The following is a 23,318-nucleotide window of genomic DNA, read 5'->3' as shown; positions in this document are numbered from 1 at the left end:
CCTTGGTGAGTACCTGACCACCGATCCCGAAAGCTGGATTGTGACCGCCACCGACCGCTCCATCGAGCTGATCAAGGCCGCCTCGCTGGCGGCCGCCGACAAGCTCGCGCACGACATCATCGCGTACGACGTCAGCGACGTGCTCTCCATCACCGACGCGTTCCTGCTGGCCTCGGCCCCCAACGACCGCCAGGTCAAGTCGATCGTCGACGAGATCGAGGAGCGGCTGAACAAGGACCTGGGCGCCAAGCCGGTGCGCCGCGAGGGCGACCGCGAGGCCCGCTGGGTGCTGCTCGACTACGTGGACATCGTCGTCCACGTCCAGCACAGCGAAGAGCGCGTCTTCTACGCCCTGGAGCGCCTCTGGAAGGACTGCCCCGAGCTGGACCTCCCGGAGGAGGCCAAGGCCACCCGCGGCAAGGCCGCGGCGCACGCCGAGGCCACCGCTGCCGAGCAGGACGGAGACCTGAGCTGAACGGCACCAAGGGCGGCCGTGGCCGCCGGATAGTCCTGTGGCGCCACGGCCAGACGGCGTGGAACCTGGAGCGCCGCTTCCAGGGCTCCACGGACATCGAGCTGACCGAGGAGGGCGTGGCGCAGGCGCGGCGCGCCGCCCGGCTGCTCGCGGCCCTGGAGCCGGACGCGATCATCGCCTCCGACCTCAGCCGAGCCGTGGCCACCGCCCGTGAGCTGGCGGCCGTCACCGGCCTGGAGGTCACGTACGACGAAGGGCTGCGGGAGACGTACGCGGGCGCCTGGCAGGGCCTGACGCACGAGGAGATCGTGGCGCAGTACGGCGAGCAGTACGCGGCGTGGAAGCGCGGCGAGCCCGTACGGCGCGGCGGCGGCGAACTGGAGACCGAGGTCGCCGACCGCGCGGCCCCCGTCGTGGAGCGCAACGCCGACAAGCTGCCGGACGGCGGCACCCTGGTGGTCGTCAGCCACGGCGGCACGATCCGTACGACCATCGGGCGGCTGCTGGGCCTGGAGTCCCACCACTGGGAGGGGCTGGGCGGCCTGTCGAACTGCTGCTGGTCCGTGCTGGGCGAGGGCGCCCGAGGCTGGCGCCTGATGGAGCACAACGCCGGCACCCTGCCGGAGCCGGTCCTCGGCGACGACGCCTGAGCGGCCCCGTGACCCGGCCCCGCGGTCCCGCGGACCGCCTCTCCGAGCGGCCGGGACGACCGGATTTCACAATTGGGCTGGTCGCAGGCTAGAGTTCTTCTTGTTCGCGGCGCCGCCGGGGAAAACCCCGGAGGAGCGGAACAAGACCCGGGGCTATAGCTCAGTTGGTAGAGCGCCTGCATGGCATGCAGGAGGTCAGGAGTTCAATTCTCCTTAGCTCCACACCTCGGATGATCCCGTCTCCCACTCTGGGAGGCGGGATCATTTCGTGCACCGGCGGGTGCGAAGCCCCCGGTACGAAGCAGGGCGGCCGGTACAACGGGTGCGGCGGCGGGACTGACCCGGTCGGCGGTCCGTGGCAGAATTCGGACGGCGCCGGCAGGGGAGGAGAGAACGCGATGCCCACGAGCATCATGGAGGAGGTCGATGACCTGCTCGACGCGGCCGCTCCCGCGCAGGGCGCCGGCCCGCTGCCCGAGGATGCTCTCCGGCCCCGCACCGACCGCCCCGGCCACGCCGCCCGCCCCGCCGACGGTACGTACGGCGCGGGCAGCGCCGCACTCCAGTGCCCGTCCTGCGGCTCGGCCCACGTGGCGCAGGTGCTCGGCGACAACGGCGGCATCTCGTTCGTGTGTACGGCCTGCGGCCACAGCTGGAGCTGACTGATGGGCGCTCACAGCAGGAAATGCGACTGGTGCGGCAGCGGGACGCCGATCGTCCGGGACATGGAGCCGGTCAACCCCGACTACCAGTACTGGTGCGAGGAGTGCGCCCGGGCCCTGGTCATAAAAGGCGACCCGATCGAGACGTACCGCGAACTCGACGGGGAGCCGATCTACGGACGTCTGCTCGACGAGCACTGCACGCTGAAGCGTTTCTATTCCTTCGCGACCGCCTGAGGGCGGTGGCGGGGCGGTCGGCGGTGCGGTCGGCGGTGCGGCGGGGCCGAGCGCGGTGCCGTCCAGCAGCGAGTGGTGTGACGGGTCCTGACGGGTTCCCAGGTTGGGCTGGGCTTCCGGCTCGGGCGGGGCCTCCGGCTCGGGCAGGGCTTCTGGCTTTGGCCAAAGATGTCGGCATACCTGCTGGATGGGGTGGTGTCCCGCCGAATGGGGTGGCGTCCTACGGGATGAACCGAATGGGGTGGCGTCCTACGGGATGAGGGGTCTCCTACCGGGTGCGGTGGTGTTGCGGGCATCAGTGCGAAATTTCCCGTTGAAGGCGGAACTCCGTGCGAACGGCGGGGCGTTGTCCGTGGGAAAGCTGCCGCCGGAGACGGCCGGCGGCACGGGGGAAGCGTTACGGGGGTCGCATCGTGAGTGACATGACCATTCAACCTGTCCGGGAAGCGGCGGCGGACCGGCCGTCCGAGGCGCCGCCCAAGCGGGCGGCCGCGGCCGGGCTGACACCCTTCGTCGACGAGCTGCGCATCCCGCCCGTCCTGCGGCCCAGCCGCAAGGAGGCCCTGCGCGGCATCGACATCGACCAGACCACCACCTGGGTCCGGCTGCACTCCGAGCTGCCGCCGACGAAGGTGTGGGCGTACGAAGGCCACTACCCGGGCCCGACCATCGAGGTACGCCGCGGCCGGCGGCTGCGCGTCAACTGGAACAACCGCCTCACCGGCGGCTATCCGGTCACCGCCGCCGAGGCCAAGCCCCTGGACGGCGCGCCGTTACCCACCGACGAGCCGGGCCGGGCGAACAGCACCCTCGTGGAGGGTGTCGCCGACCTCCCGCCCTGGACGGTCACCCACCTGCACGGCGCGGTGACCGGCGGCGGCAACGACGGCTGGTCGGAGAACGCGGTCTCGCCCGGCGACAGCCAGCTCTCGGAGTATCCCAACGATCACCGGGCGACGTGCTGGTGGTACCACGACCACGCCATGGACATCACCCGGTGGAACGTCTTCGCGGGCCTCGCCGGCATGTATCTGATCCGCGACGACGAGGAGGACGTGCTGCAACTGCCCTCCGGCAGGCGGGAGATACCGCTCGTCATCCAGGACCGCAACCTCGACACGGACGCGGACGGCCGCCTGACGGGCCGTCTGCTGCACAAGACGCAGGTCGTGGCCCAGGACAAGCAGGGCAAGAACGTCTCCCTGCCCTTCACCGGCCCGTACACCCTCGTCAACGGGGTCATCTGGCCCCATGCCGATGTCGCGGCCTGCTGGTACCGCTTCCGCGTGCTGAACGCGGCGAACAGCCGCACCTTCCAGCTCCGGCTGGTGGACGACGCGACCGGTGCGCCGGTGACGGGCGCGGTGTGGCAGATCGGCTCGGACGGCGGCCTGCTGCCGCGGCCGGTCCCGGTGGACGGCCCGCTGTCGCTGGCGTCCGCCGAGCGGATGGACCTGCTCATCGACTTCGGGCGGCTGCGCGGCCGTACGCTCCGGCTCGTCAACGCAGCGCCCGGGGTCACGTATCCGGACGTGATGCAGTTCCGGGTGGGCACGGCGCAGGTGCGCGACCCGTTCGTGCTCCCGCAGGTGATCTCCCCGTCCTTCGAGCGGCTCACCCACGACTCGGTACCCCGGCACGAGCACCGGCTGGTCGCCCTCACTCCGCCCGGACCGGTCGGCAACTTCCACCCGGAGATGTGGGAGATGCAGGAGATCCCCACCCCGCCCGTCCAGGAGCCCACCGAAGGGATCATCCAGATACGCGGCGCGGACGGGAAGGTCCGTACGTACCGCCGTACGGCCCGGATGTTCGACGACACGCTGGGCCACATGGTCCGGCACGGCGACTGGGAGCAGTGGAGCTTCCTGAACCTGGGCGGCGCCGGCACCCACCCGATGCACATCCACCTCGTCGACTTCCAGGTGCTGAGCCGGGACCGCTACCCGGCGGACGGCGACCCGAACAGCCCGTACGACAACGAGGTCGGCGGCACCCGCGCCCCGCTCGAATACGGCGGTACGGCCCCGATATCGCCGGGCGACCAGGGCTGGAAGGACGTCATACAGGTCCCGCCGGGCCAGCTGGTGAACGTGCTCGCCCGCTTCCAGGGTGCGAAGGGGCGGTTCATGTACCACTGCCACCTGCTGGAGCACGAGGACATGGGGATGATGCGCCCGTTCGTCGTCATGCCGGGTGAGGTGCTGAAGTTCCATCATCACCAGCCGGGCGGGCACGGCCACGGAGCTCGCTGAGGGGGGCGGTGCACGCGCCGAGGCGGGGACGGGCACGTGCTCGGGGCGCCGGGCGGTGCCCGGCGCCCAGTGCCCAGTCCTCCGGAGGCGGCTCAGGGCCGCGGGGTGACCGTCCTGCGGCTGTTGCCGGGCGCGGCTGTGCCGTGCCCGGTGTCCGGCAGCGACCCGCCTCCACCCGCACGGTCCCGCCGCACCAGGACGGCGGTCAGTGCCAGGAAGACCAGCCCGGTGATCGGATAGATCCCGGACAGCAGCATCTGGCCGCCGTTCTGGTGCAGTTCCTCGTGGTGGTGGTAGCGGTGCGGCACGTACCAGAGGGCGAACGAACAGAAGAGGAGGCCCGCCGCGAGCGTCCCCGTCCACCAGCGCCGCCCGGTCCGGCTGCCGAAGCCGCCGCGGCCGATCGCCTCCGACCCGAGCAGGATCAGCATCGGTACGCCCCACACCCAGTGGTGCGACCAGGAGATCGGGCTGACCAGCAGCGCGGTCACGGCACAGGCGACGGCTGCCCAGGCCCGGCGGCCGTGCAGCAGCGCGCCGACCGCCACGGTCAGCCCGAAGACGGCCACGACGGCCGCGGTCACCAGCCACCACAGGCCGGGATCGTGGGTGTGCAGCAGCCGGGCCAGCGCGCCGCGCAGCGACTGGTTGGCGGTGATCTCCACCTCGCCGACCCGGTCGGCAGCGAAGATGATCTCCGTCCAGAAGCGCCGGGAGTCGTGCGGCAGCACGAACGCGGACAGCAGCGCGGTGCCGAGGAAGGTGAGGCAGGCGACGGCGGCCTGCCGCAGCCAGGGGTTCCACGCGGCCCGCGGTCCCGCCCCCGCCCGCAGCCGCTGCCCAGCCCGTACGAGCCCGGCCAGCGCGAGGAAGACGGCGAAGAGGGCCGGGGTGAGCTTGATGCCGGCCGCCAGGCCGATGCCGACACCGGCCCACCGGTTGGTGTCCTTACGGGTCAGGTCCCACAGGACCAGCACGGCGAGCAGCAGGTTGATCTGGCCGTAGCGCAGCGTCGTCCACACCGGCTCGCACCAGACCAGCAGCGCGGCCACGCCCAGCGCCGCGGCGAGCGGCGGCACCCGCCTCGGGCGCCCGGCGAGCCGCAGCCCGAGGTGGGCGACCGCCACCATCAGCAGGAGGTTGCCGAGGGTGGCGAGCGTACGCATCGTCGGTACATCGACCAGCGTCAGCGGCGTGAACAGCAGCGCCGCGAAGGGCGGATAGGTGTTGGGCAGGTTCGCGGAGGTCGCGACCATGTCGTACAGGTCCTCGCCGTTACGGGCCGTCCAGCCCTCGGCGCGGTAGACCATCAGATCGATCATCGTCACGTTCACCAGCCGCTGTGTGATCCAGAAGGCGGCGAAGGACAGCACACAGCCGACGGCAGCCACCAGCAGCGGACGGCGGCGGACGAAGCTCCTCAGCGGGGAGGCGCCGCCGGGTGCAGCGGACTGTTCCAGCTCCAGCGCGGACACGACGAACAGCTCCCCAGGACGAATCGGGCACGGCCCGCCGACAGTACATCGGCCCCTCTCCGCAGGCCCCTGGACAACCGATTTGGCAGAAGGCGGGGAGGGCCGTGTAATGTAGGCGATGCCGCAGCGGGGAGCCGCAAGGAAAAGAACCGCGGCGGACCACAGCAAGGGGCTATAGCTCAGTTGGTAGAGCGCCTGCATGGCATGCAGGAGGTCAGGAGTTCAATTCTCCTTAGCTCCACAGCAGGACCGTTCTTGAGATCTCTCAGGTCCGGTCCACGGGATCCCGTCCGATCGATTCGATCGGGCGGGATCTTCTGGTTTTCGAGGCCGAGTCGGGGCCGACCGCGACTGAGGGGCCGGCTCCGCAGTTCCTTGCGGCGCTGTCCGGGGACGGCTCGTGCCGTGGAGCGTGCGGGTGGCGTGGCTGCGGGGCCGGGACGGTCGCGTGGCGGTGGTGGGTGGGGCTGTTCACGTGCGGAGCATCACGGTGCCCGGGTGGGGCTGTTCACGTGCGGATCATCGCGATGCCCGGGTGGGGCTGTTCACGTGCGGACATCACGGCGCCCGGGGTGGAGAGCGCTCGGCCGCCGCGGGCGGCTGCGGGCCCGCCCGGAACGGCGCCGCCGCGGCCGGCCGAGCGGGGCTGAAAAGCGATGCGTGGGCGGCGCGCGGTGGAGCAGGCGTCGTCGTGTGATCTTTCGTACGCGAGTGACGGAGGCGGCATGACGACGCAGACGCAGCCCATCAAGGACGGTGCCGAGGCCGAGGTGCCGATCGAGGCGCCGGAGCCGGCCGAGCCGGGCGTGATCCGCCTGTGTGATCCGGCGGAGGACCGGGCGCGGGTGGGCTGGCACCGTATCGGCGGCTCCAACGCGGTGGGCCGCTGGCGCGCGGACGCGCACCTGGTGGTCGACATCGAAGAGCCGGACAGCAACGGCAAGCGTTGGGTCGTCGGCCACGTGCGGGGCACAGCCCACCACCGTGACAGCGAGAGCGGTGACGCGCCCTGGAAGCGCACCGGCACCTACCGGTCGCGGGGCTGGCTCAAGCTGCTGCGCCGGGACATCAACGGCCGCTTCACCACCGTGGTCGAAGAACGGGAGAACTTCCGCGAGGATCCCGGCCTGCAGCCGGACGTCCCGGTCGGTCTTTCCGCGAAGCTGGACGCGGACCGGCTCAGCGACTACGCGTTCCAGTGGACCTTCGGCACCGACGAACACATCGGCGGCAGCCTGCTGTCCGGGGCCCGTGTCCACGGCCGCCTGGTGCTCTTCGTGCCGCCCTCGATGCAGGGCCTGGAGTTCGGCACCCTGCGCGATCCGCACACCGGCCGCCACCACAGCACGGGAGACGGCCGGGTCATCGGGCACCACCTGGAAGCCTTCGCCGAGGTCACCACCCGCCGCACCTCGGCCACCGAGACGGAGGTCAGCGCCGAGGTCACCGCCTCCCGGAACGTAAGCGTCGTCCCGGACATCAGTGCCACCGACATCCGCTTCACCAGTGCCCTGGAGCGCTACGACGCCCACGAAGACCGCTGGCGGACCGCAGCCTCCCACCACCACACGGCCCACAAGCCCTTCGGGGCCGCCGACGCCACCGGCGGGCAGATCACCCACACCGTGCCCACCAAGGAACTCAATCTCTACCGCTACGTCTGGGGCTGCACCGACAGCAGCCAGCAGACCAAGCTGCACAGGACCGTGGTGCCCGTCTACACCCGCACCACCTGACACCACCGCCCACGCCCGCCCACTCCAGGGGGCACGTGCCTGCCCCGGTCACGGCGCTGCGCTGGGGTCGGTGCGCCGACCTCAGGGCCGCGTCCGTGGCGGGTGGGCCGCGTCGTAGCGGCGGCGGTGGTCGCCGATCTCCTGCCGGTGGGCGGTGGCCCATTCCCCGAGTGCGACGACGGAGTCCAGCAGCGTCGCGCCCAGTTCCGTCAACGCGTACTCCACGCGGGGCGGGACGCAGGCATGGACGGTACGGGTCACGAGGCCGTCGCGTTCCAACTGCCGCAGGTCATCGGGGACGTGGACGCCTTCCGGGCCCTGGTGGACAGCGGTCAGGTCCGCCGCCGGCCCGCGGGCTCCCTCAGGACTTCTCCAGGCGCAGGGCGAGGGCCGGGCAGCGGCTGACCGCGCGCTGGGCGCGCTGGTGGAGGCGGGCCGGCAGGGCGGTCTCTGTGATCAGCGGATAGCCGTCCGGGTCGAGGTTCACGGCCTCCGGCAGCAGCTTCGCGCACAGGCCGTGCCCCTCGCACAGCGTCCAGTCCACCGCCAGTCGCCCTGCGGCAGCCGTCGGTGCCATGGCCCCCGTGCCCGTACCGTCGGCCGCGTCCGCCGCTTCCGGTGCGGGGAGGGGCAGTACGCCGGCGGTCTCCCGGCCGCATCCGCCGCCCAGTGTGTGCGCGGCGAGATCGTCCGCGAAGGCGTCCAGGGCGGAGCGTACGAACCGTGCGGCTCCGTCGGGGTGTTTGCAGGCGCCACGCCCGTTCGCGGTCTGTGCGGCACGCCGTACGCCCTCCAGGGCTTCCTGGCCGCCGCCCGCCAGGATGTCCGCCAGTGCGCGCGCCATGGAGGGCAGGCCCAGCCGGCAGGGCCCGCACTGGCCGGACGATTCGGCCGCGAGCCAGCGCGCTGCGAGCAGGGTCTCGCCGAGCGGGCAGGTGCCGGCGGGCACCGGCAGCACCGCGCCCGCGCCGAGCGCTCCGCCGCCGGCCGCGAGCGCTTCGCGGGTGACCACCGTCGCGTACGCGGTCGCGGCGTCCAGCCAGGCGCCGTGGTAGCCGCCCACCAGGACGCCGCCGGGGGCCGGGTCGGCGGCGCACATCTGGAGGACGTACGGAAGCGGCACCCCGCTCGGCGTCTCGACGACGGTGGGGGAGGGCACCGCGCCGGACACGGTCAGGAGCAGGGTGCCGGGCTCGCTGGGTGCCCCGGTGGCGGCGTAGCGGTGGGCGCCCATCCGGGCCGCGACGGCGAGTTGCGCGAACGTCTCGGCGTTGGAGAAGAGCGTGGGCGCGCCCCCCAGCCCGGACTCGGCGGCCCGCACGCGCCGCCCCGGCGGCAGCGCCGGCCCGCCCTCCGCGGCCCGGATCAGCGCGGACGCCTCACCGGAGACCAGCCGCTCCGGTACGCGGACGAGCCGGGCGCGCAGCGACCGCCCGCGGCGCCGGTCGCTGAGGCCGCGTTCGGCCAGCGCGTCCCGTACCGACCGCTCGGCCGTGTCCTTGGTCACGCCGACCACCAGCGTGCGGGCGCCCAGGGCGTCGGCGGCGAGCAGCGCGCCGTCCAGGACGAGGTGCGGCGCCCGGCACAGCAGGACGGTGTCCTTGCGGCAGGCGGGCTCCCCTTCGCAGCCGTTGACGACGACCGCGGGCCGCACGCCGGAGCGCCGCGCGTGGTGGGCCACCGCCTCCAGCTTCCGTACGAGGGGGAAGCCCGCCCCGCCCCGGCCGCGCAGCGCGATGGCGCCGGCCAGCTCGGCCAGCCGGCTCGCGGACAGGGACGGCGGCGAGCCGTGGGTGAGCAGGTGGGCCCGGCGGTCGAGGCGCTCGGCCTCGTCGAAGCCCGCGGTCAGCCGGGGCGGGCCGACGACCTGGACCGGCGGGACGTCGGGCAGCGGGCCGGTCACGGTCGGCTCCTGCCGTGGGAGGCGGGGTGGGCGGTTCGGGCGGATGGGGCTGGTTGGGCGGCCCAGCCGGGCTGGGTGGGCTGGAGGGACTGAGGGGGCTGGATGGACTCAGGGGACTGGGCGTGCTCGGGGTGGAGGGCGTGGTGTCCGTGCGGAGGTGGTGCGGTGCTCGGGTACGGGGAGGGGGGTGAGGCTTCCGGGTAGGGAGGAGGGGGTGGTGGGGCGGGTGGGGTGTCGGTCGTACGGGCGCGCAGTCGGGCCCGTAGGACATGCGGGAGGAAGGTACGGGCCAGGAGAGCGGCGGCGACGGCCGCCAGGCACAGCGCGTACCCGGTGGTGACCCAGCCCGAGGGGGCACGCCCCGACTTGAGGCCGTGCACGAGCGCCAGGGACCAGGCCGGGTACGCGCAGGCGTGCAGCGCGCGCCAGCGTTCCGAGGCGCGGCCGCGGCCGGCGAAGGCGCTGCGGAGCGCGCCGGACGCGGCCGCGAGCACCATCAGGTAGCCGGCCACCGCTCCGAAGCCGATCAGCGTGGACGCGTCGGCGGGCGTGTCGGTGAAGGGCAGCAGCGCGTTGTGGACGTAGGCGTGTTCCTCGGCGACCTTCACCGCGATGTGCAGGGCCAGGAACCCGAGCGAGGCGGTACCCAGGGCCCGGTGGACGCCCTGGGCGAGCAGCCGGCTGCGGGGCAGCAGGACCGTACGGCCCGAAGCGACCAGCCCCCAGACGACGGCGGCGGTGAGCGAGACGAGCGTCAGCACACCGCCCGTGAAGTCGAGGAAGCCGCGCAGGGGGTCGGTGCCGGAGAGCAGGAGGAGCGCGAGGGCGGCGACGGCTCCGGCGGCGAGCGCGGGCCGGCGGCGCAGGCGGGGGCGGCGCGGGGGCAGGGACGCCGCCGGTCCTGTAGGTGCCGTGTGGCGCGGCCCGTCCCGTAGGCCGGGGCGGCGCCGGCCGCCTCCCGGGCGGGGCAGGCCCGGGAGGCGGACAGAGTGACGGACGGGGAGGCGGCGTAAGCCAGGGGGCCGCGGGCCCGGAGCGGCGCGGCTCTTGCGGTGGGGACGCATGGGGGAAAAGTAGGGGCGCGGGACAACGGGCCGGCGGGCTTTCCGTAAGCGGCGTGAAGCGGGGCGGCGCGCTGCTACGGTCGGCCGTCGGGCTTGTTCGAGGGGCTGTGATCGTTGGTGGTCGGGCGTGTTCGAGAGCCGTGATCGCCGGTGGTCGGGCTTGCCCAAGCGGTGCTGCCGGGAGCCGTCACCGTCGGTTGCCTGGACTCGGCGAACGCATCCGCCACCGTCGGTCGCCTGGACTCGGCGAACGCATCCGTCACCGTCGGTCGCTCGGGCTCGGCGAACGTACCCGTCACCGTCGGTCGCCTGGACTCGGCGAACGTACCCGTCACCGTCGGTCGCCTGGACTCGGCGAACGTACCCGTCACCGTCGGTCGCCTGGGCTCGGCGAACGCACCCGCCACCGTCGGTTGCCCAGGCCCGTCGGGGAGGCCGCCGCCGCTCAACGCCGCGGAGTGTGCCGCGCCGCCGGCCGTAAGGCGCTGCCGCAGACGCGCGGACCACCCCCCGCCCGCCCTGCCCACCTCCGCCCACCTCCGCCCGCCCCGACCGCGCCCGCCCGCCCCCAGCCACCTCCGTCCGCCCCCGCCCGCTGCTGTCCGCCCCCGGAAGCCCTCGTCCGCCGGGGCGCCGCCCCCGCGCAGTCGGACGGCTCGCAGCGGGCCCGGTGCCCCCTGCGGTACCCTGGCGCCATGCGTGCCGTACGCCTTCTGCTTAGCGGGCCGCGCTGATCAGTACCGACCGGTGAGCTTCCGGTCGGCATCGGCGCGGCGTCCCCTCCTGTGCGAGGGGTCTTTTTGTTTCCGCAGAGATCGCACTTTTCGCAGTAGCCGCAGGCAGAGACGACCGATGGAGCTTTGAGGACGATGAGCGAGACGACTTCGGCTGCCGAGGTGGCAGCGCCGCACCGTTACACGGCAGCGCTGGCCGCCGACATCGAGGCGCGCTGGCAGGACTTCTGGGAGGCGCAGGGGACGTACGAGGCCCCGAACCCGAAGGGCGACCTGGCCGGCGACCCGGAGCTGGTGGCCAAGCCCAAGAAGTTCGTCATGGACATGTTCCCGTACCCCTCGGGTGCGGGGCTGCACGTGGGCCACCCGCTGGGCTTCATCGCGACCGACGTCTACGCCCGTCACCTGCGGATGACCGGCCACAACGTCCTGCACACCCTCGGCTTCGACGCCTTCGGCCTGCCCGCCGAGCAGTACGCCGTGCAGACCGGCACGCACCCGCGGGTCTCCACCGAGGCCAACATCGTCAACATGCGGCGCCAGCTGCGCCGCCTGGGCCTGGGCCACGACCAGCGCCGGTCGATCGAGACGATCGACCCGGCCTACTACAAGTGGACCCAGTGGATCTTCATCCAGGTCTTCAACTCCTGGTACGACGCCGACGCGAAGAAGGCGCGCCCCATCGCTGACCTGGTGGCGCAGTTCGAGGCCGGAGAGCGCGCGACGCCGGACGGGCGCCCCTGGAGCGAGCTGAGCGCCGCCGAGCGCGCCGAGGTCCTGGGCGAGTACCGCCTGGCGTACGCCTCGGACGCGCCGGTCAACTGGTGCCCCGGCCTGGGCACCGTGCTGGCCAACGAGGAGGTCACCGCCGAGGGCCGGTCCGAGCGCGGGAACTACCCGGTCTTCAAGGCCAAGCTGCGCCAGTGGAACATGCGCATCACCGCCTACGCGGACCGCCTGCTGGAGGACCTGGACGGGCTGGACTGGCCGGACGCCATCAAGCTGCAGCAGCGCAACTGGATCGGCCGCTCCGAGGGCGCGCGCGTCGACTTCCCCGTAGGCGACGAGAAGATCACCGTCTTCACCACCCGCCAGGACACCCTGTTCGGCGCCACCTACATGGTGCTGGCGCCCGAGCACGAGCTGGTCTCCGGCGAGCGCTCGATCGTCCCGGACGCCTGGCCGGAGGGCACCCACGAGGTCTGGACCGGCGGGTACGGCACCCCGGCCGAGGCCGTCGCCGCGTACCGCAAGCAGGCCGCGGCCAAGTCGGACGTCGAGCGGCAGGCCGAGGCCAAGGACAAGACCGGCGTCTTCACCGGCGCGTACGCGACCAACCCGGTCAGCGGCGAGCGCGTCCCGGTCTTCATCGCCGATTACGTGCTGATGGGCTACGGCACCGGCGCGATCATGGCGGTCCCGGCGCACGACAGCCGTGACTTCGCCTTCGCGCGCGCCTTCGAGCTGCCCATGCGCTGCGTGGTCGAGCCGTCGGACGACCGTGACCAGGACCCCGCCACCTGGGAGAACGCCTTCGACTCGTACGAGGCGAAGATCGTTAACTCGTCCGGAGCGGACATCTCGGGCGCGGACATCTCGCTGGACGGCCTGACCGTCCCGGATGCCAAGGTGAAGATCACCGAATGGCTGGAGGCCAACGGCATCGGCGAGGGCACCGTCAACTTCCGGCTGCGCGACTGGTTGTTCAGCCGTCAGCGCTACTGGGGCGAGCCCTTCCCGATCGTGTACGACGAGGACGGCGTCGCGCACGCGCTGCCCGAGTCGATGCTGCCGCTGGAGCTGCCGGAGGTGGACGACTACTCGCCGCGCACCTTCGACCCGGACGACGCCGACACCCAGCCCGAGACCCCGCTGTCCCGTAACGAGGACTGGGTCAACGTCGAGCTGGACCTGGGCGACGGCCCGAAGAAGTACCGCCGCGAGACCAACACCATGCCCAACTGGGCGGGTTCCTGCTGGTACGAGCTGCGCTACACCGACCCGGGCAACGACACCGCGCTGGTCGACCCGGAGGTCGAGCAGTACTGGATGGGCCCCCGTGAGGGGCAGCCCACCGGTGGCGTCGACCTGTACGTGGGTGGCCAGGAGCACGCCGTACTGCACCTGCTGTACGCGCGGTTCTGGTCCAAGGTGCTGCACGACCTGGGGCACATCGCCTCCTCGGAGCCGTTCCACAAGCTGTACAACCAGGGCATGATCCAGGCGTTCGTCTACCGGGACAGCCGCGGGATCGCCGTACCGGCCGCCGAGGTCGAGGAGCGGGACGGCGCGTACTACTACCAGGGCGAGAAGGTCAGCCGCGTCCTGGGCAAGATGGGCAAGTCCCTGAAGAACGCCGTCACGCCGGACGAGATCTGCGCGGAGTACGGCGCGGACACGCTGCGCCTGTACGAGATGGCGATGGGCCCGCTGGACGTCTCGCGGCCGTGGGACACCCGCGCCGTGGTCGGTCAGTACCGCCTGCTGCAGCGGCTGTGGCGCAACGTCGTGGACGAGGCGACCGGCGAGGCCACCGTCGTCGACGCCGAGCCGGACGAGGACACGCTGCGCGCGCTGCACAAGGCGATCGACGGCGTCGGCCAGGACCTGGCCAACCTGCGCTTCAACACCGCCATCGCCAAGGTGACGGAGCTGAACAACCACCTGACCAAGGCGGGCGGCCCGGTCGCGCGCTCGGTGGCCGAGCGCCTGGTGCTGCTGGTCGCGCCGCTGGCGCCGCACATCGCCGAGGAGCTGTGGCGCAAGCTGGGCCACACCGACTCGGTGGTCCACCAGGACTTCCCGGTCGCCGACCCGGCCTACGTGGTCGACGAGACCGTGACCTGCGTCGTGCAGATCAAGGGCAAGGTCAAGGCCCGCCTGGAGGTCGCGCCGTCCGTCTCGGACGCGGACCTGGAGGCGGCGGCGCTGGCGGACCCGGCGGTCGTGGCGGCGCTGGGCGGCGCGGGCATCCGCAAGGTGATCGTGCGGGCGCCGAAGCTGGTGAACATCGTTCCCGCGTGAGGCGCTGATTCCGGGCGCCGGGCCCCACGGGACGTGGCCGGTTCCAGCCGGCCGGGCCCGCCGCGGGGCGCGGCTAAGGGATGACCATTACGGGCAGGTTGGGGGTTCGAAGGGAACCCTCGACCTGCCCGTGGCGTTTACGGTGGAAGAGCCGGAACCCCGGCGCCGCACGCCGTCGCCCACCGCACCGCTGTCATGACGAGGAGAAACCATGGAAGCCGTCGCCGCGATCTTCGGGCTCCTCTTCCTGCTGTTCGTCGTGGCCGGCGTCTTCGTCACGGTCAAGGCCGTCAAGGCGGCCAAGCGCGGGGTGGACCGGGGTGTGGCGCAGGCGCGCCGGACGGTCGAGGACACCACCCTGCGGGCCCGGCAGTTCACCCAGCCCGGCGTGGCGGGCGAGCTGGCCCAGCTGCGGCTGTCGCTGCGTACGTCCATGCGGGCCACCCAGGAGGCGCTGCACACCGGCGCCGCCGAGGACGCCTCGCTCAAGGAGGCCCTGGGCCTCTTCGAGCGGCTCAGCGCCCACGGCCACGAGCTGGACGACGAGCTCAAGCGGCTGGAGCGGGAGCCCGACAAGGCCAGCGTCACGGCCCGGCTGCCGGAGCTGCGGGAGCGGCTGCAGCGCATCACGCACTCCGCCGAGTCGCTGCGGTGGGCCGCCCGGGACCGCGCCCGGCAGTTCGCCGACGACGACCTGGCCACGCTCGGTGAGCAGATCGACATGGAGGCGGGGGCGCTGCGGCACTGGTCGAAGGAGCCGCTGGAGGAGCGCATAGAGGCGTCGGAGGCCGGGGTGCCCGGAGCAGGCGTGTCGGGGACCGGAGCGGCCGGGACTCCCGCCACGGGCCCGGCTGCGCGGACGTCGTGGGGGCCCGTCGAGGACGAGAAGCCCGCCATCACGGCCCGGGATCCGCGTACGCAGCCTTCGTACGCGTGGCAGAAGGCGCCGCGTACGGAGCGGACGACCTGATTCCGGGGGCATCCCGGCGCTGTCGGGCCGGTGGCCGTCGTCTCGCGACCGGCGGCTCGGCTGCTCTTGGCAAACCCTTGGCCAAACCTGACGGATCATGAAAGGGCCCGCACTGTCGGCCTCCGGGATCCCCGGATAACCTCCCAGTCATGTCCCGCCATGTCGCGATCGTCACCGATTCAACGGCCTACCTGCCGCGGGCGGCACTGCGGCGCCACCGGATCACGGCGGTGCCGCTCACCGTCGTCCTCGGTGACGAGGCTCTGGAAGAGGGCACGGAGATCTCGGCGAGATCGGTCGCCCAAGCCCTGCAGAAGCGCAAGTACGTGACGACTTCGCGGCCGAGCCCCGAGGCCTTCGCGGCCACCTACCGGGACATCGCCAAGGCAGGCGCCCAGAGCATCGTTTCGCTGCACCTGTCCTCGGAGTTCTCCGGCACGTACGACGCGGCGGTGCTGGCGGCCGGCGAGGCTCCCGTACCGGTGCGGGTCGTGGACACCGGCATGGTCGCCATGGCGCTCGGCTTCTGCGCCCTGGCGGCGGCCGAGGCGGCGGAGTCCGGCGGCAGCCTGGACGAGGCGGTGGCCGCGGCCGAGAAGCGTGCCGAGCAGACATCCGCCTACTTCTACGTCGACACCCTCGACTACCTGCGGCGGGGCGGCCGGATCGGGGCGGCGCAGGCGCTGCTCGGCTCGGCCCTCGCGGTCAAGCCGCTGCTCCAGCTCGCCGAGGGGCGCATCGACCTGCTGGAGAAGGTCCGCACAGCTTCGAAGGCGATCGCCCGGCTGGAGGAGATCGCCGTGGAGCGGGCCGGGGAGGCGCAGGTGGACATCGCCGTGCACCACCTCGCGGCGGCCGAACGGGCGGAGGCGCTGGCGGAACGGCTGCGCGAGCGGGTGCCGGGACTGGCCGAGCTGCACGTGAGCGAGGTGGGCGCGGTGATCGGGGCGCACACGGGGCCGGGGCTGCTGGGCGCTGTGGTCTCGCCGCGTTGACGCAGATACCTCCTTCAGGTGACCTCGTTATCCACAACTAGAGGGTTATCCACGGCATTTGACGACTCGCGGCGGAATCGGCGCGAGGCGTCTAACGTCGTTCGACATGACCCAGCAATCACTCTCCGTAACCATTTCCGGTGTGGATCGGACTTCCGGCCCTCCCTCCTCATCTCCCGTCCCTGACCCGCCGTCCCGCCGGAATGCCGTACGTGGCGCGGTGCGCGGGCGGGCCGTCCGGCAGGCAGAGGTGGCCGCCGCGGTCCGTACACGGGCCGAGAGCCTGTTCCGGGGCCCGCCCGAGCCGGACCGGCGAGCAGGCTCGGCGGAACCGGGCGGTGGCAGCCCACCGGCACCGGTCACCGAGAACGCTCGTGTCGGCCCTGCTGCCCATTCCGACGCTGCCACTGGTGCCGGCCCAGCCACCGATGCCGGCCCTGCCACCGATGCCGACCCTGCCGTCGGTGCCGGCCCAGCCACTGGTGCCGATCCTGCCGTCGATGCCGACCACGCCCTCCGTCCGGCCCCTTCTCCTGCCTCTCCCGGCCCAGCCGGCCGTTTACGCCTCGCCGTGCGGGAGCGGCTGCCGTTGTGGGTGCAGTCGAGATGCGCGATCGATCCGAGGGCGTTGGCGGCTCTGGCCCTGGTGTTCCTGGTGGCGGTGGCTTTCGCGGTCCATCACTTCTTGGTGTCCCAGCCCGAGCCCGTACGCGCACCGGTCGCCGTGAGGGCTCCGGCGCTGCCGGTCCCGGCCCCGGCGCCACAGGCGGCGGCGCCCACACCCGCAGGGGTGGCGCCGACTGCCGCGGGACGGGTGCTCGTGGTCGATGTGGTCGGAAAGGTGCACCGGCCCGGCGTCCACCGGCTGCCGCAGGGTTCCCGGGTCGCCGACGCACTGCGAACGGCGGGCGGGGTGCTGGACGGCGCCGACACCCGGGGGCTGAACCGAGCCCGGCTGCTGGTCGACGGTGAACAGATCGCCGTGGACGCGCCGGGGCCGGCGCCGGGCGCGGCAGGGCAGCAGGCGGGCGCGGGGGCCGGAGCGGCGGCCCCGGGGGCCGGGGCAGGCGCGGCGTCCGGGGCGGGAACCGGTGGTGGCGGTTCCTCCGGGAGCGCCGGGTCTCCCGGCGGTACGGGCGCCGGCGCGGCGCCCGTCAGTCTGAACTCCGCCACCGCGGAACAGCTCGACAGTCTGCCCGGCGTCGGCCCGGTCCTGGCCCGGCACATCATCGAATACCGCACCGCGCACGGCGGCTTCAGCTCCGTGGAACAGCTCCGCGAAGTCAACGGGATCGGCAACCGCCGCTTCGCCGACCTGCGCCCCTTGGTCCAGCCATGACCCCGCCTCCCACCACTCCGTCCACACCACCAACCCCACCCACACCGCCCACTCCATCTCGCCCCACCAACCCCAGTCCTCCGCCCCCACCGGCCCACCCAGTCCCGGACGCCGGCACTTGCACCGCCACCGACCGTTCCGCCATCCACGCGACCGCGGCGTCCCCTTACGGGGCCGCCGATCCCCGCCAACCGGACCCGATCATCGATCTACGCCTGGCCGGCCCGGCGTTGGCCGCGTGGGGAGCGGCGGCGTTGGCCCTGGGGTGGTCCGGCGGTTCGGTGGCGGGGGCCTGTGCCGCGGCCGTGGTCCTGGCGGCGATCGCGGTGGTCGTCGCGGTCCGCCGCCCTGAACGGCGGTCCGCCGGGGCCTTGATCGCGCTCGCCGCCGTGCTGCTGGGCGCGGTCGCCGGAGCCGCGTCCGCCGCCCTGCACGTGGCGGACGTACGACGTGGCCCGCTCCCGGGGCTGGCAGGCCGGCACGCCACGGTCACGGCCGAGGTGGAGCTGACCGGCGACCCACGGCTGACCCGCCCACGGGTACGCGGTGCCCGGCAAGCGCCTCCGGCCCTCGTGTTCACCGCGGACGCGCTCCGCGTCACCGCGCCGGACGGTACGGTCACCGCCACCCGCACCCCCGTACTGGTCGTCGTGCACCGCACGAAGCGCCTCGCCGAGTGGCAGCGCCTCCTGCCCTCGACCCGCGTCCGCATCACGGCCCGCGCGGCACCGCCCCTCCAGCCGTCCGACCGGGCCGCGGCCGCCCTACGGGTCACCACGGCCACCGCCCCCCAAGTCGTCCGCGACCCCGACGCCTTGCAACGTCTCGCCGGCGAGCTGCGGGCCGGGCTCCGGGAAGCCAGTGACGGACTGAGTCCCGACGCCCGCGCCCTCCTGCCGGGCCTGGTGGTCGGTGACACCGCGCGCGTGCCACCCGACCTCGACGACGCCTTCCGCGCCACCGACCTGACCCACCTGCTCGCCGTCTCCGGCAGCAACCTCACCATCCTGCTCGTGCTGCTCATCGGCCCGCCCCACCTCGCCGTACGGGCCGAACGGCGGGGCCTGGCACCGCTGCTGGGCCTCTCGCTGCGCACCACCGCGCTCGTCGGCGGCTCCATCGCCCTCGCCTTCGTGATCGTCTGCCGCCCCGACCCCAGCGTGCTGCGCGCCGCCGCCTGCGGTCTGATCACCCTGCTCGCCATCGGGACTGGGCGCCGTCGTTCCCTCGTCCCCGCGCTCGCCGCCGCCGTCCTGGTACTCGTGCTCCACGACCCCTGGCTGGCCCGTAGTTACGGCTTCCTGTTGTCCGTACTGGCCACCGGCGCCCTGCTCACCCTCGCGCCCCGCTGGAGCGCGGCCCTGCAACGCCGCCGGGTGCCGCCCCGCCTCGCCGAGGTGCTGGCCGCCGCAGCCGCTGCGCAGGCGGTCTGCGCGCCCGTCATCGTGGTGCTCGCCTCCCGCGTCGGCCTCGTCGCCGTCCCTTGCAATCTGCTGGCCGAGCTAGCGGTCGCCCCGGCCACCGTCCTGGGCTTCGCGGCGCTCGCCACCGCGCCGTTCGCCCCGCCCCTGGCCCACGCGCTGGCCTGGTGCGCGAGCTGGCCGACCGAGTGGGTCGCCGGCGTCGCCCGTACGGGAGCGGGGCTGCCGGGCGCGGAGCTGGACTGGCCGGGCGGGTGGGCCGGGGCGGCGCTGCTGGCCGCGGTGACGGTGGTGTCCGTCCTTCTCGGACGGCGGTTGCTGCGCCGTCCCTGGCTGTGTGTCCTCGGCGTCCTGGCACTGCTCGTGGCGATCCTGCGCCCGGTCCCGGTCATCCGCGTCATCACCGGCTGGCCACCCCCGGGCTGGCGTGCGGTGGCGTGCGACGTGGGGCAGGGCGACGGCCTGGTGCTGGCCGCGGGGGAGGGCACTGCCCTGGTGGTGGACACCGGCCCGGACCCGGACGCCATCGACCGCTGTCTGACCGACCTGGGCGTGCGCCGGATTCCGTTGCTCGTCCTCACCCATTTTCACGCCGATCACGTCAGCGGGCTGCCCGGCGCCCTGCGCAGGCGATCGGTCGGCGCCATCGAGACCACCACCCTGCCCGAACCGCCCGGCCAGGCCGCCTTCGTGCACCGCACGGCAGCGGCCGCGGGCGTGCCGGTGACCGGTTCGACGCCGGGGGAGCAGCGCAGCTTCGGCCCGTTGAGCTGGCAGGTCCTGTGGCCGCCGGCCGTCGGCCCGGGGCACCCCTTCGCCGCGGCCTCCTCGCGTGCGGTGGAGGGCCCCAACGACGCCAGTATCACACTGCTGCTGCGCACCGCCGACCTGACGTTCCTCCTGCTTGGCGACCTCGAACCGGTCTCCCAGCAGGCCCTGTTGTCCGCGCGCCCCGACCTGCCCGCCGTGGATGTGCTGAAGGTCGCGCACCACGGTTCCGCTTACCAGGACCCGCGGTTGATACGCCGCCTGGCGCCGCGCGTCGCCCTGATCAGCTGCGGCGCCGGCAATCCGTACGGCCATCCGGCGCCGCGCACCGTCCAGGCGCTGCGGGCCCAGGGCGCCCGGGTGCTGCGTACGGACACCGACGGCGCCATCGCGGTGCTGGGCGGCCGGGACCGGCTGACCACGACCGTCAGGGGCGGCAGGCGGAGCCGGGCACGTTCGCCTGGTCGGCGCAGGGCACGTGCTGGTACGTGCGCAGGATGTTCTTCGCCGTGTCGGAGCCCATGAAGGCCCGGAACTCGGCGGCGAGCGAACCGTCGTCGGGCTGCCCGTACGTGGAGAGGTACTCCACCGTCCAGAAGGGACAGTCATGTCGTCCACCCCGCTCGATGTCGGGCTCACGCCCGTTCAGCCGGAGGCCGGTCACCCGTGGCGGCAGCGGTCCCGGCGTACCGCGTACCCGGCCGGGCCTGAAATCAGGACCTGTAAACTCCAGAAATATGAGGATGAGCGAGGGCGTCGAATGGGCCCTGCACTGCTGTGTGGCCCTGGCCTCGCTCGGGGACGAGCGGCCCGTGTCGACGGCCCGGCTGGCCGCCTCGTTCGCACTGCCCCCGGCCTATCTGAACAAGCGCCTTCAGGCCCTCACCCGGGCAGGCATCCTGACCTCGACCCCGGGCGCCCGCGGTGGTTTCCGGCTGGCCCGGCCGCCCGAGCGGATCTCCCTGATGGACGTCGTCGCCGCCATCGAGGGCACCGACGACGCCTTCCGGTGCACCGAGATCCGCCGCCAGGGCTCCGGCTCGGAAGCGCCCGACCGGGACTTCCGCCGTCCCTGCGGGATCTCCACCGCGATGCGCAGGGCGGAGCTGGCCTGGCGCCGCGAGCTGGCCAAACAGACCGTCGCCGACCTCGTGGCCGGCGTCCCGGGACCGTCGGCGGAGCGCACCCGCCGCTGGTTCGCGACCGAGAGGACGAGTACCTGATGGACTCCCAGCAGCACCGGTCCGCCTCCCGGCCGGGCCCGCAAGCACCGCCGACCCCGGCAGCTCCGCAGGCGCCGCAGGCGAACGGCGAAGCGTCCGCCACCCGCCCCTCGGAGGGCGAGCGGCTGCGCGTCGAGCCGCTCGACCGGGCGCGTACCGACGCCTACCTGCGGCGCATCGGTGCCACCCGGCCGGCCGCGCCCGACGCCGAGGCGCTGCGCGAGCTGCACCTGCGGCATCTGCGCGCCGTGCCCTTCGAGAACCTTTCCGTGCACCTCGCCGAGGACGTGGTCCTGGAGTACAAGTCGCTGGTGAACAAGGTCGTCGGTGCCTCGCGCGGCGGCTTCTGCTACGAGCTCAACGGTGCCTTCGCCGCCCTGCTCCGCGCGCTCGGCTACCGCGTCGACCTCCTCGCCGCCCGCGTCCACGGCCCGGACGGCCTCGGCATCCCGTACGACCATCTCGCTCTGCGCGCCCACACCGGCGACGGGCAGGGCGGGCCGTGGCTGGCCGACATCGGCTTCGGCAGGAACAGCCAGTATCCGCTGCGCCTGGACAGCCGCGACGAACAGCCCGACCCCGCCGGGGTGTTCCGCATCGAGGAGACCGCCGACGGCGACCTCGACGTCCTGCGGGACGGCGTGCCCCAGTACCGGCTGGAACAGCGGCCGCGTGCCTTGGCCGACTTCGTGGCGGGCTCCTGGTACCACCGCACCTCGCCGGATTCGCCGTTCACGCGGTCGCTGGTGTGCTCCCGGCTGACGGAGACCGGCCGCGTCACGCTCTCCGGCCGTACGCTCGTGATCACGGGCGCCGACGACAGCCGGGAGGAACGCGAGCTGACCGAGGCCGAGGTGCTGCCCGCCTACCGCACCCACTTCGGCATCACGCTGGACCGGATACCGGAGCTGCGCGGCTGACAGCGGGTGCCGGTCCGGTCGGCGGCCGGCGTCGCGCGCCCGCCCGGCTCGGCGGTCGGCGGCGCGTACCGGGCCGCGGTCCGGTACGGCCCGGCCCGGCCCGGCCGCTGATGGTGCGGCGGTGCCGTTACTCGGCCTCCAGCCAGCCCTCGTACTCGTCCGCCAGGGCGTCCAGCTTCGCCGGGTCGTGGATTTTCTCGGGGTCTTCGACGACCACCAGCCACTGGGCGTCCTCGGCGTCGTCCTCGCCCGCCAGGGCGTCCCGGACGAGCTGGGGTTCCTCCGTGATGCCGAAGCGCTCGGCCAGCGCTTCGGCGACCTCCTCGGCGGAGTCGCGGTCGGGCAGCACCAGAACATGTCGTACATCGCTCACCCGGTCATTGTCCGGCAGCGGCGGGGCGGGGACCGAACGCCGCTGTCAGTGGGGCGTGGGATGCTGGAGCGCGATGGCCAGGAAAGCAGCAAACGACGACCCGCTCACCCCCCTCACGCTCGCCGTGGGCCAGGAGGACCTGCTCCTGGACCGCGCCGTGCAGCAGGTGGTGGCGGCGGCCCGCGCCGCCGACGCGGACACCGATGTGCGTGACCTCACGCCCGACCAGCTCCAGCCCGGCACGCTCGCCGAGCTGACCAGCCCCTCGCTGTTCGCCGAACGCAAGGTCGTGGTGGTCCGCAATTCCCAGGACCTGTCCGCCGACTCGGTCAAGGACGTCAAGAAGTACCTCGGCGCCCCGGCCGAGGAAATCACTCTCGTGCTGCTGCACGCCGGTGGCGCCAAGGGCAAGGGGCTGCTGGACGCCGCCCGCAAGGCCGGTGCGCGGGAGGTCGCCTGCGCCAAGATGACCAAGCCCGCCGACCGCCTGGCGTTCGTGCGCGGCGAGTTCCGTACGGCGGGCCGGTCCGCCACCCCGGAGGCGTGCCAGGCGCTGGTGGACGCGATCGGCAGTGACCTGCGCGAGCTGGCCTCGGCCTGTTCGCAGCTCGTCGCCGACATCGAGGGCACCATCGACGACGCGATCGTGGCCCGCTATTACCGCGGCCGTGCCGAGGCGTCCAGCTTCACCGTCGCGGACCGTGCCGTGGAGGGCCGGGCCGCCGAGGCCCTGGAGGCGCTGCGCTGGGCCATGTCGACGGGCGTCGCACCCGTCATGATCACCAGCGCGCTCGCCCAGGGCGTTCGCGCCATCGGCAAGCTCGCCTCCGCCCCGCGGGGCGCCCGCCCCGGCGACCTCGCCCGCGAGCTGGGCATGCCGCCCTGGAAGATCGACCGGGTCCGGCAGCAGATGCGCGGCTGGTCGGCGGACGGCGTCGCGACGGCGCTGCGTGCGGTGGCCGACGCCGACGCCGGCGTCAAGGGCGGCGGCGACGACCCCGAGTACGCGCTGGAGAAGGCCGTCGTGACCATCGCCCGCGCGGCTCGCTCCCGCTGATCGCGGGGGAAGTAGGATCCTGGACCGGTTCCGGCCG

18 protein-coding genes, 2 tRNA genes and 1 pseudogene are annotated in these 23,318 nt (G+C 73.2%); 16 read left to right on the top strand and 5 right to left on the bottom strand.

Going from position 1 to position 23,318, the window contains the following annotated elements:
- Positions 1 to 40: 40 nt before the first annotated feature.
- From rsfS to phsA, 6 genes are all read left to right on the top strand, one after another.
- The gene (rsfS, locus tag AB0L45_RS01480; RefSeq protein ID WP_361144177.1) at positions 41 to 475 is read left to right on the top strand and encodes a ribosome silencing factor; all 435 of its coding nucleotides are present in this window, start codon (positions 41 to 43) and stop codon (positions 473 to 475) included.
- The gene (locus tag AB0L45_RS01475; RefSeq protein WP_365835607.1) at positions 472 to 1,125 is read left to right on the top strand and encodes a histidine phosphatase family protein; all 654 of its coding nucleotides are present in this window, start codon (positions 472 to 474) and stop codon (positions 1,123 to 1,125) included. The genes rsfS and AB0L45_RS01475 overlap by 4 nt, the downstream gene beginning before the upstream one ends.
- 149 nt (positions 1,126 to 1,274) lie before the next feature.
- Positions 1,275 to 1,347 (top strand) — tRNA-Ala (locus tag AB0L45_RS01470).
- A gap of 176 nt (positions 1,348 to 1,523) precedes the next feature.
- The gene (locus tag AB0L45_RS01465) at positions 1,524 to 1,787 is read left to right on the top strand and encodes a hypothetical protein (RefSeq protein ID WP_365834913.1); all 264 of its coding nucleotides are present in this window, start codon (positions 1,524 to 1,526) and stop codon (positions 1,785 to 1,787) included.
- Positions 1,788 to 1,790: 3 nt separating this feature from the next.
- Positions 1,791 to 2,024, top strand: a complete 234-nt coding sequence (locus AB0L45_RS01460) for a hypothetical protein (protein WP_073761452.1) — start codon at positions 1,791 to 1,793, stop codon at positions 2,022 to 2,024.
- A 422-nt stretch (positions 2,025 to 2,446) separates the two neighbouring features.
- The gene (gene phsA / locus AB0L45_RS01455; protein ID WP_365834911.1) at positions 2,447 to 4,279 is read left to right on the top strand and encodes an O-aminophenol oxidase PhsA; all 1,833 of its coding nucleotides are present in this window, start codon (positions 2,447 to 2,449) and stop codon (positions 4,277 to 4,279) included.
- 92 nt (positions 4,280 to 4,371) lie between these two features.
- On the opposite strand, the gene AB0L45_RS01450 is transcribed toward phsA, so the two are convergent.
- A complete protein-coding gene (locus tag AB0L45_RS01450) occupies positions 4,372 to 5,754 on the bottom strand; it encodes a glycosyltransferase 87 family protein (RefSeq protein WP_365834909.1) in 1,383 nt (460 codons plus the stop codon).
- Between the two features lie 168 nt (positions 5,755 to 5,922).
- Between AB0L45_RS01450 and AB0L45_RS01445 the strand changes: the two genes are divergently transcribed.
- Positions 5,923 to 5,995: transfer RNA gene (locus AB0L45_RS01445), tRNA-Ala, on the top strand.
- Between the two features lie 484 nt (positions 5,996 to 6,479).
- Positions 6,480 to 7,490 carry a hypothetical protein gene (locus AB0L45_RS01440; RefSeq protein ID WP_365834907.1) on the top strand — a complete coding sequence of 337 codons (1,011 nt, stop codon included), beginning with the start codon at positions 6,480 to 6,482 and terminating at the stop codon, positions 7,488 to 7,490.
- Positions 7,491 to 7,571: 81 nt separating this feature from the next.
- On the opposite strand, the pseudogene AB0L45_RS01435 reads toward AB0L45_RS01440, so the two are convergent.
- From AB0L45_RS01435 to AB0L45_RS01425, 3 genes and pseudogenes are all read right to left on the bottom strand, one after another.
- A pseudogene (locus AB0L45_RS01435) lies at positions 7,572 to 7,778 on the bottom strand (helix-turn-helix domain-containing protein); the annotation flags it as partial.
- 73 nt (positions 7,779 to 7,851) lie between these two features.
- Entirely contained in the window at positions 7,852 to 9,393 is a 1,542-nt protein-coding gene (locus AB0L45_RS01430) for an NADH-ubiquinone oxidoreductase-F iron-sulfur binding region domain-containing protein (protein WP_365834905.1), read from the bottom strand.
- Positions 9,390 to 10,457, bottom strand: coding sequence for a hypothetical protein (locus AB0L45_RS01425; protein WP_365834903.1), 1,068 nt, complete (start codon positions 10,455 to 10,457; stop codon positions 9,390 to 9,392). The genes AB0L45_RS01430 and AB0L45_RS01425 overlap by 4 nt, the downstream gene beginning before the upstream one ends.
- 869 nt (positions 10,458 to 11,326) lie before the next feature.
- Here AB0L45_RS01425 and leuS point away from each other — a divergent pair.
- The 7 genes from leuS (at position 11,327) to AB0L45_RS01390 (ending at position 21,851) form a co-directional block, all read left to right on the top strand.
- Positions 11,327 to 14,215, top strand: a complete 2,889-nt coding sequence (leuS, locus tag AB0L45_RS01420; RefSeq protein ID WP_365834901.1) for a leucine--tRNA ligase — start codon at positions 11,327 to 11,329, stop codon at positions 14,213 to 14,215.
- A gap of 211 nt (positions 14,216 to 14,426) precedes the next feature.
- A complete protein-coding gene (locus tag AB0L45_RS01415) occupies positions 14,427 to 15,185 on the top strand; it encodes a hypothetical protein (RefSeq protein ID WP_365834899.1) in 759 nt (252 codons plus the stop codon).
- A 149-nt stretch (positions 15,186 to 15,334) separates the two neighbouring features.
- Positions 15,335 to 16,180 carry a DegV family protein gene (locus AB0L45_RS01410; protein WP_365834897.1) on the top strand — a complete coding sequence of 282 codons (846 nt, stop codon included), beginning with the start codon at positions 15,335 to 15,337 and terminating at the stop codon, positions 16,178 to 16,180.
- A gap of 790 nt (positions 16,181 to 16,970) precedes the next feature.
- Positions 16,971 to 17,519 carry a ComEA family DNA-binding protein gene (locus AB0L45_RS01405; protein ID WP_365834895.1) on the top strand — a complete coding sequence of 183 codons (549 nt, stop codon included), beginning with the start codon at positions 16,971 to 16,973 and terminating at the stop codon, positions 17,517 to 17,519.
- Positions 17,516 to 20,233, top strand: a complete 2,718-nt coding sequence (locus AB0L45_RS01400) for a ComEC/Rec2 family competence protein (protein ID WP_365834893.1) — start codon at positions 17,516 to 17,518, stop codon at positions 20,231 to 20,233. Before AB0L45_RS01405 ends, AB0L45_RS01400 begins: the two co-directional genes overlap by 4 nt.
- A gap of 212 nt (positions 20,234 to 20,445) precedes the next feature.
- A complete protein-coding gene (locus AB0L45_RS01395; protein ID WP_365834891.1) occupies positions 20,446 to 20,931 on the top strand; it encodes an Rrf2 family transcriptional regulator in 486 nt (161 codons plus the stop codon).
- The gene (locus AB0L45_RS01390; RefSeq protein ID WP_365834889.1) at positions 20,931 to 21,851 is read left to right on the top strand and encodes an arylamine N-acetyltransferase; all 921 of its coding nucleotides are present in this window, start codon (positions 20,931 to 20,933) and stop codon (positions 21,849 to 21,851) included. Before AB0L45_RS01395 ends, AB0L45_RS01390 begins: the two co-directional genes overlap by 1 nt.
- A 127-nt stretch (positions 21,852 to 21,978) precedes the next feature.
- Here AB0L45_RS01390 and AB0L45_RS01385 read toward each other — a convergent pair whose 3' ends face one another.
- A complete protein-coding gene (locus AB0L45_RS01385; RefSeq protein WP_365834887.1) occupies positions 21,979 to 22,224 on the bottom strand; it encodes a hypothetical protein in 246 nt (81 codons plus the stop codon).
- 73 nt (positions 22,225 to 22,297) lie between these two features.
- On the opposite strand from AB0L45_RS01385, the gene holA reads away from it, so the two are divergent.
- Complete coding sequence (gene holA / locus AB0L45_RS01380; protein WP_365834885.1) at positions 22,298 to 23,281, top strand: DNA polymerase III subunit delta; 984 nt, start codon at positions 22,298 to 22,300, stop codon at positions 23,279 to 23,281.
- Positions 23,282 to 23,318: the final 37 nt, after the last annotated feature.

It is taken from the genome of Streptomyces sp. NPDC052496 (assembly GCF_040679095.1).
Classification (GTDB): Bacteria; Actinomycetota; Actinomycetes; order Streptomycetales; family Streptomycetaceae; genus Streptomyces.
Note: the sequence above shows the minus strand (reverse complement) of the source record. Positions and strands in the feature narration are given on the sequence as shown.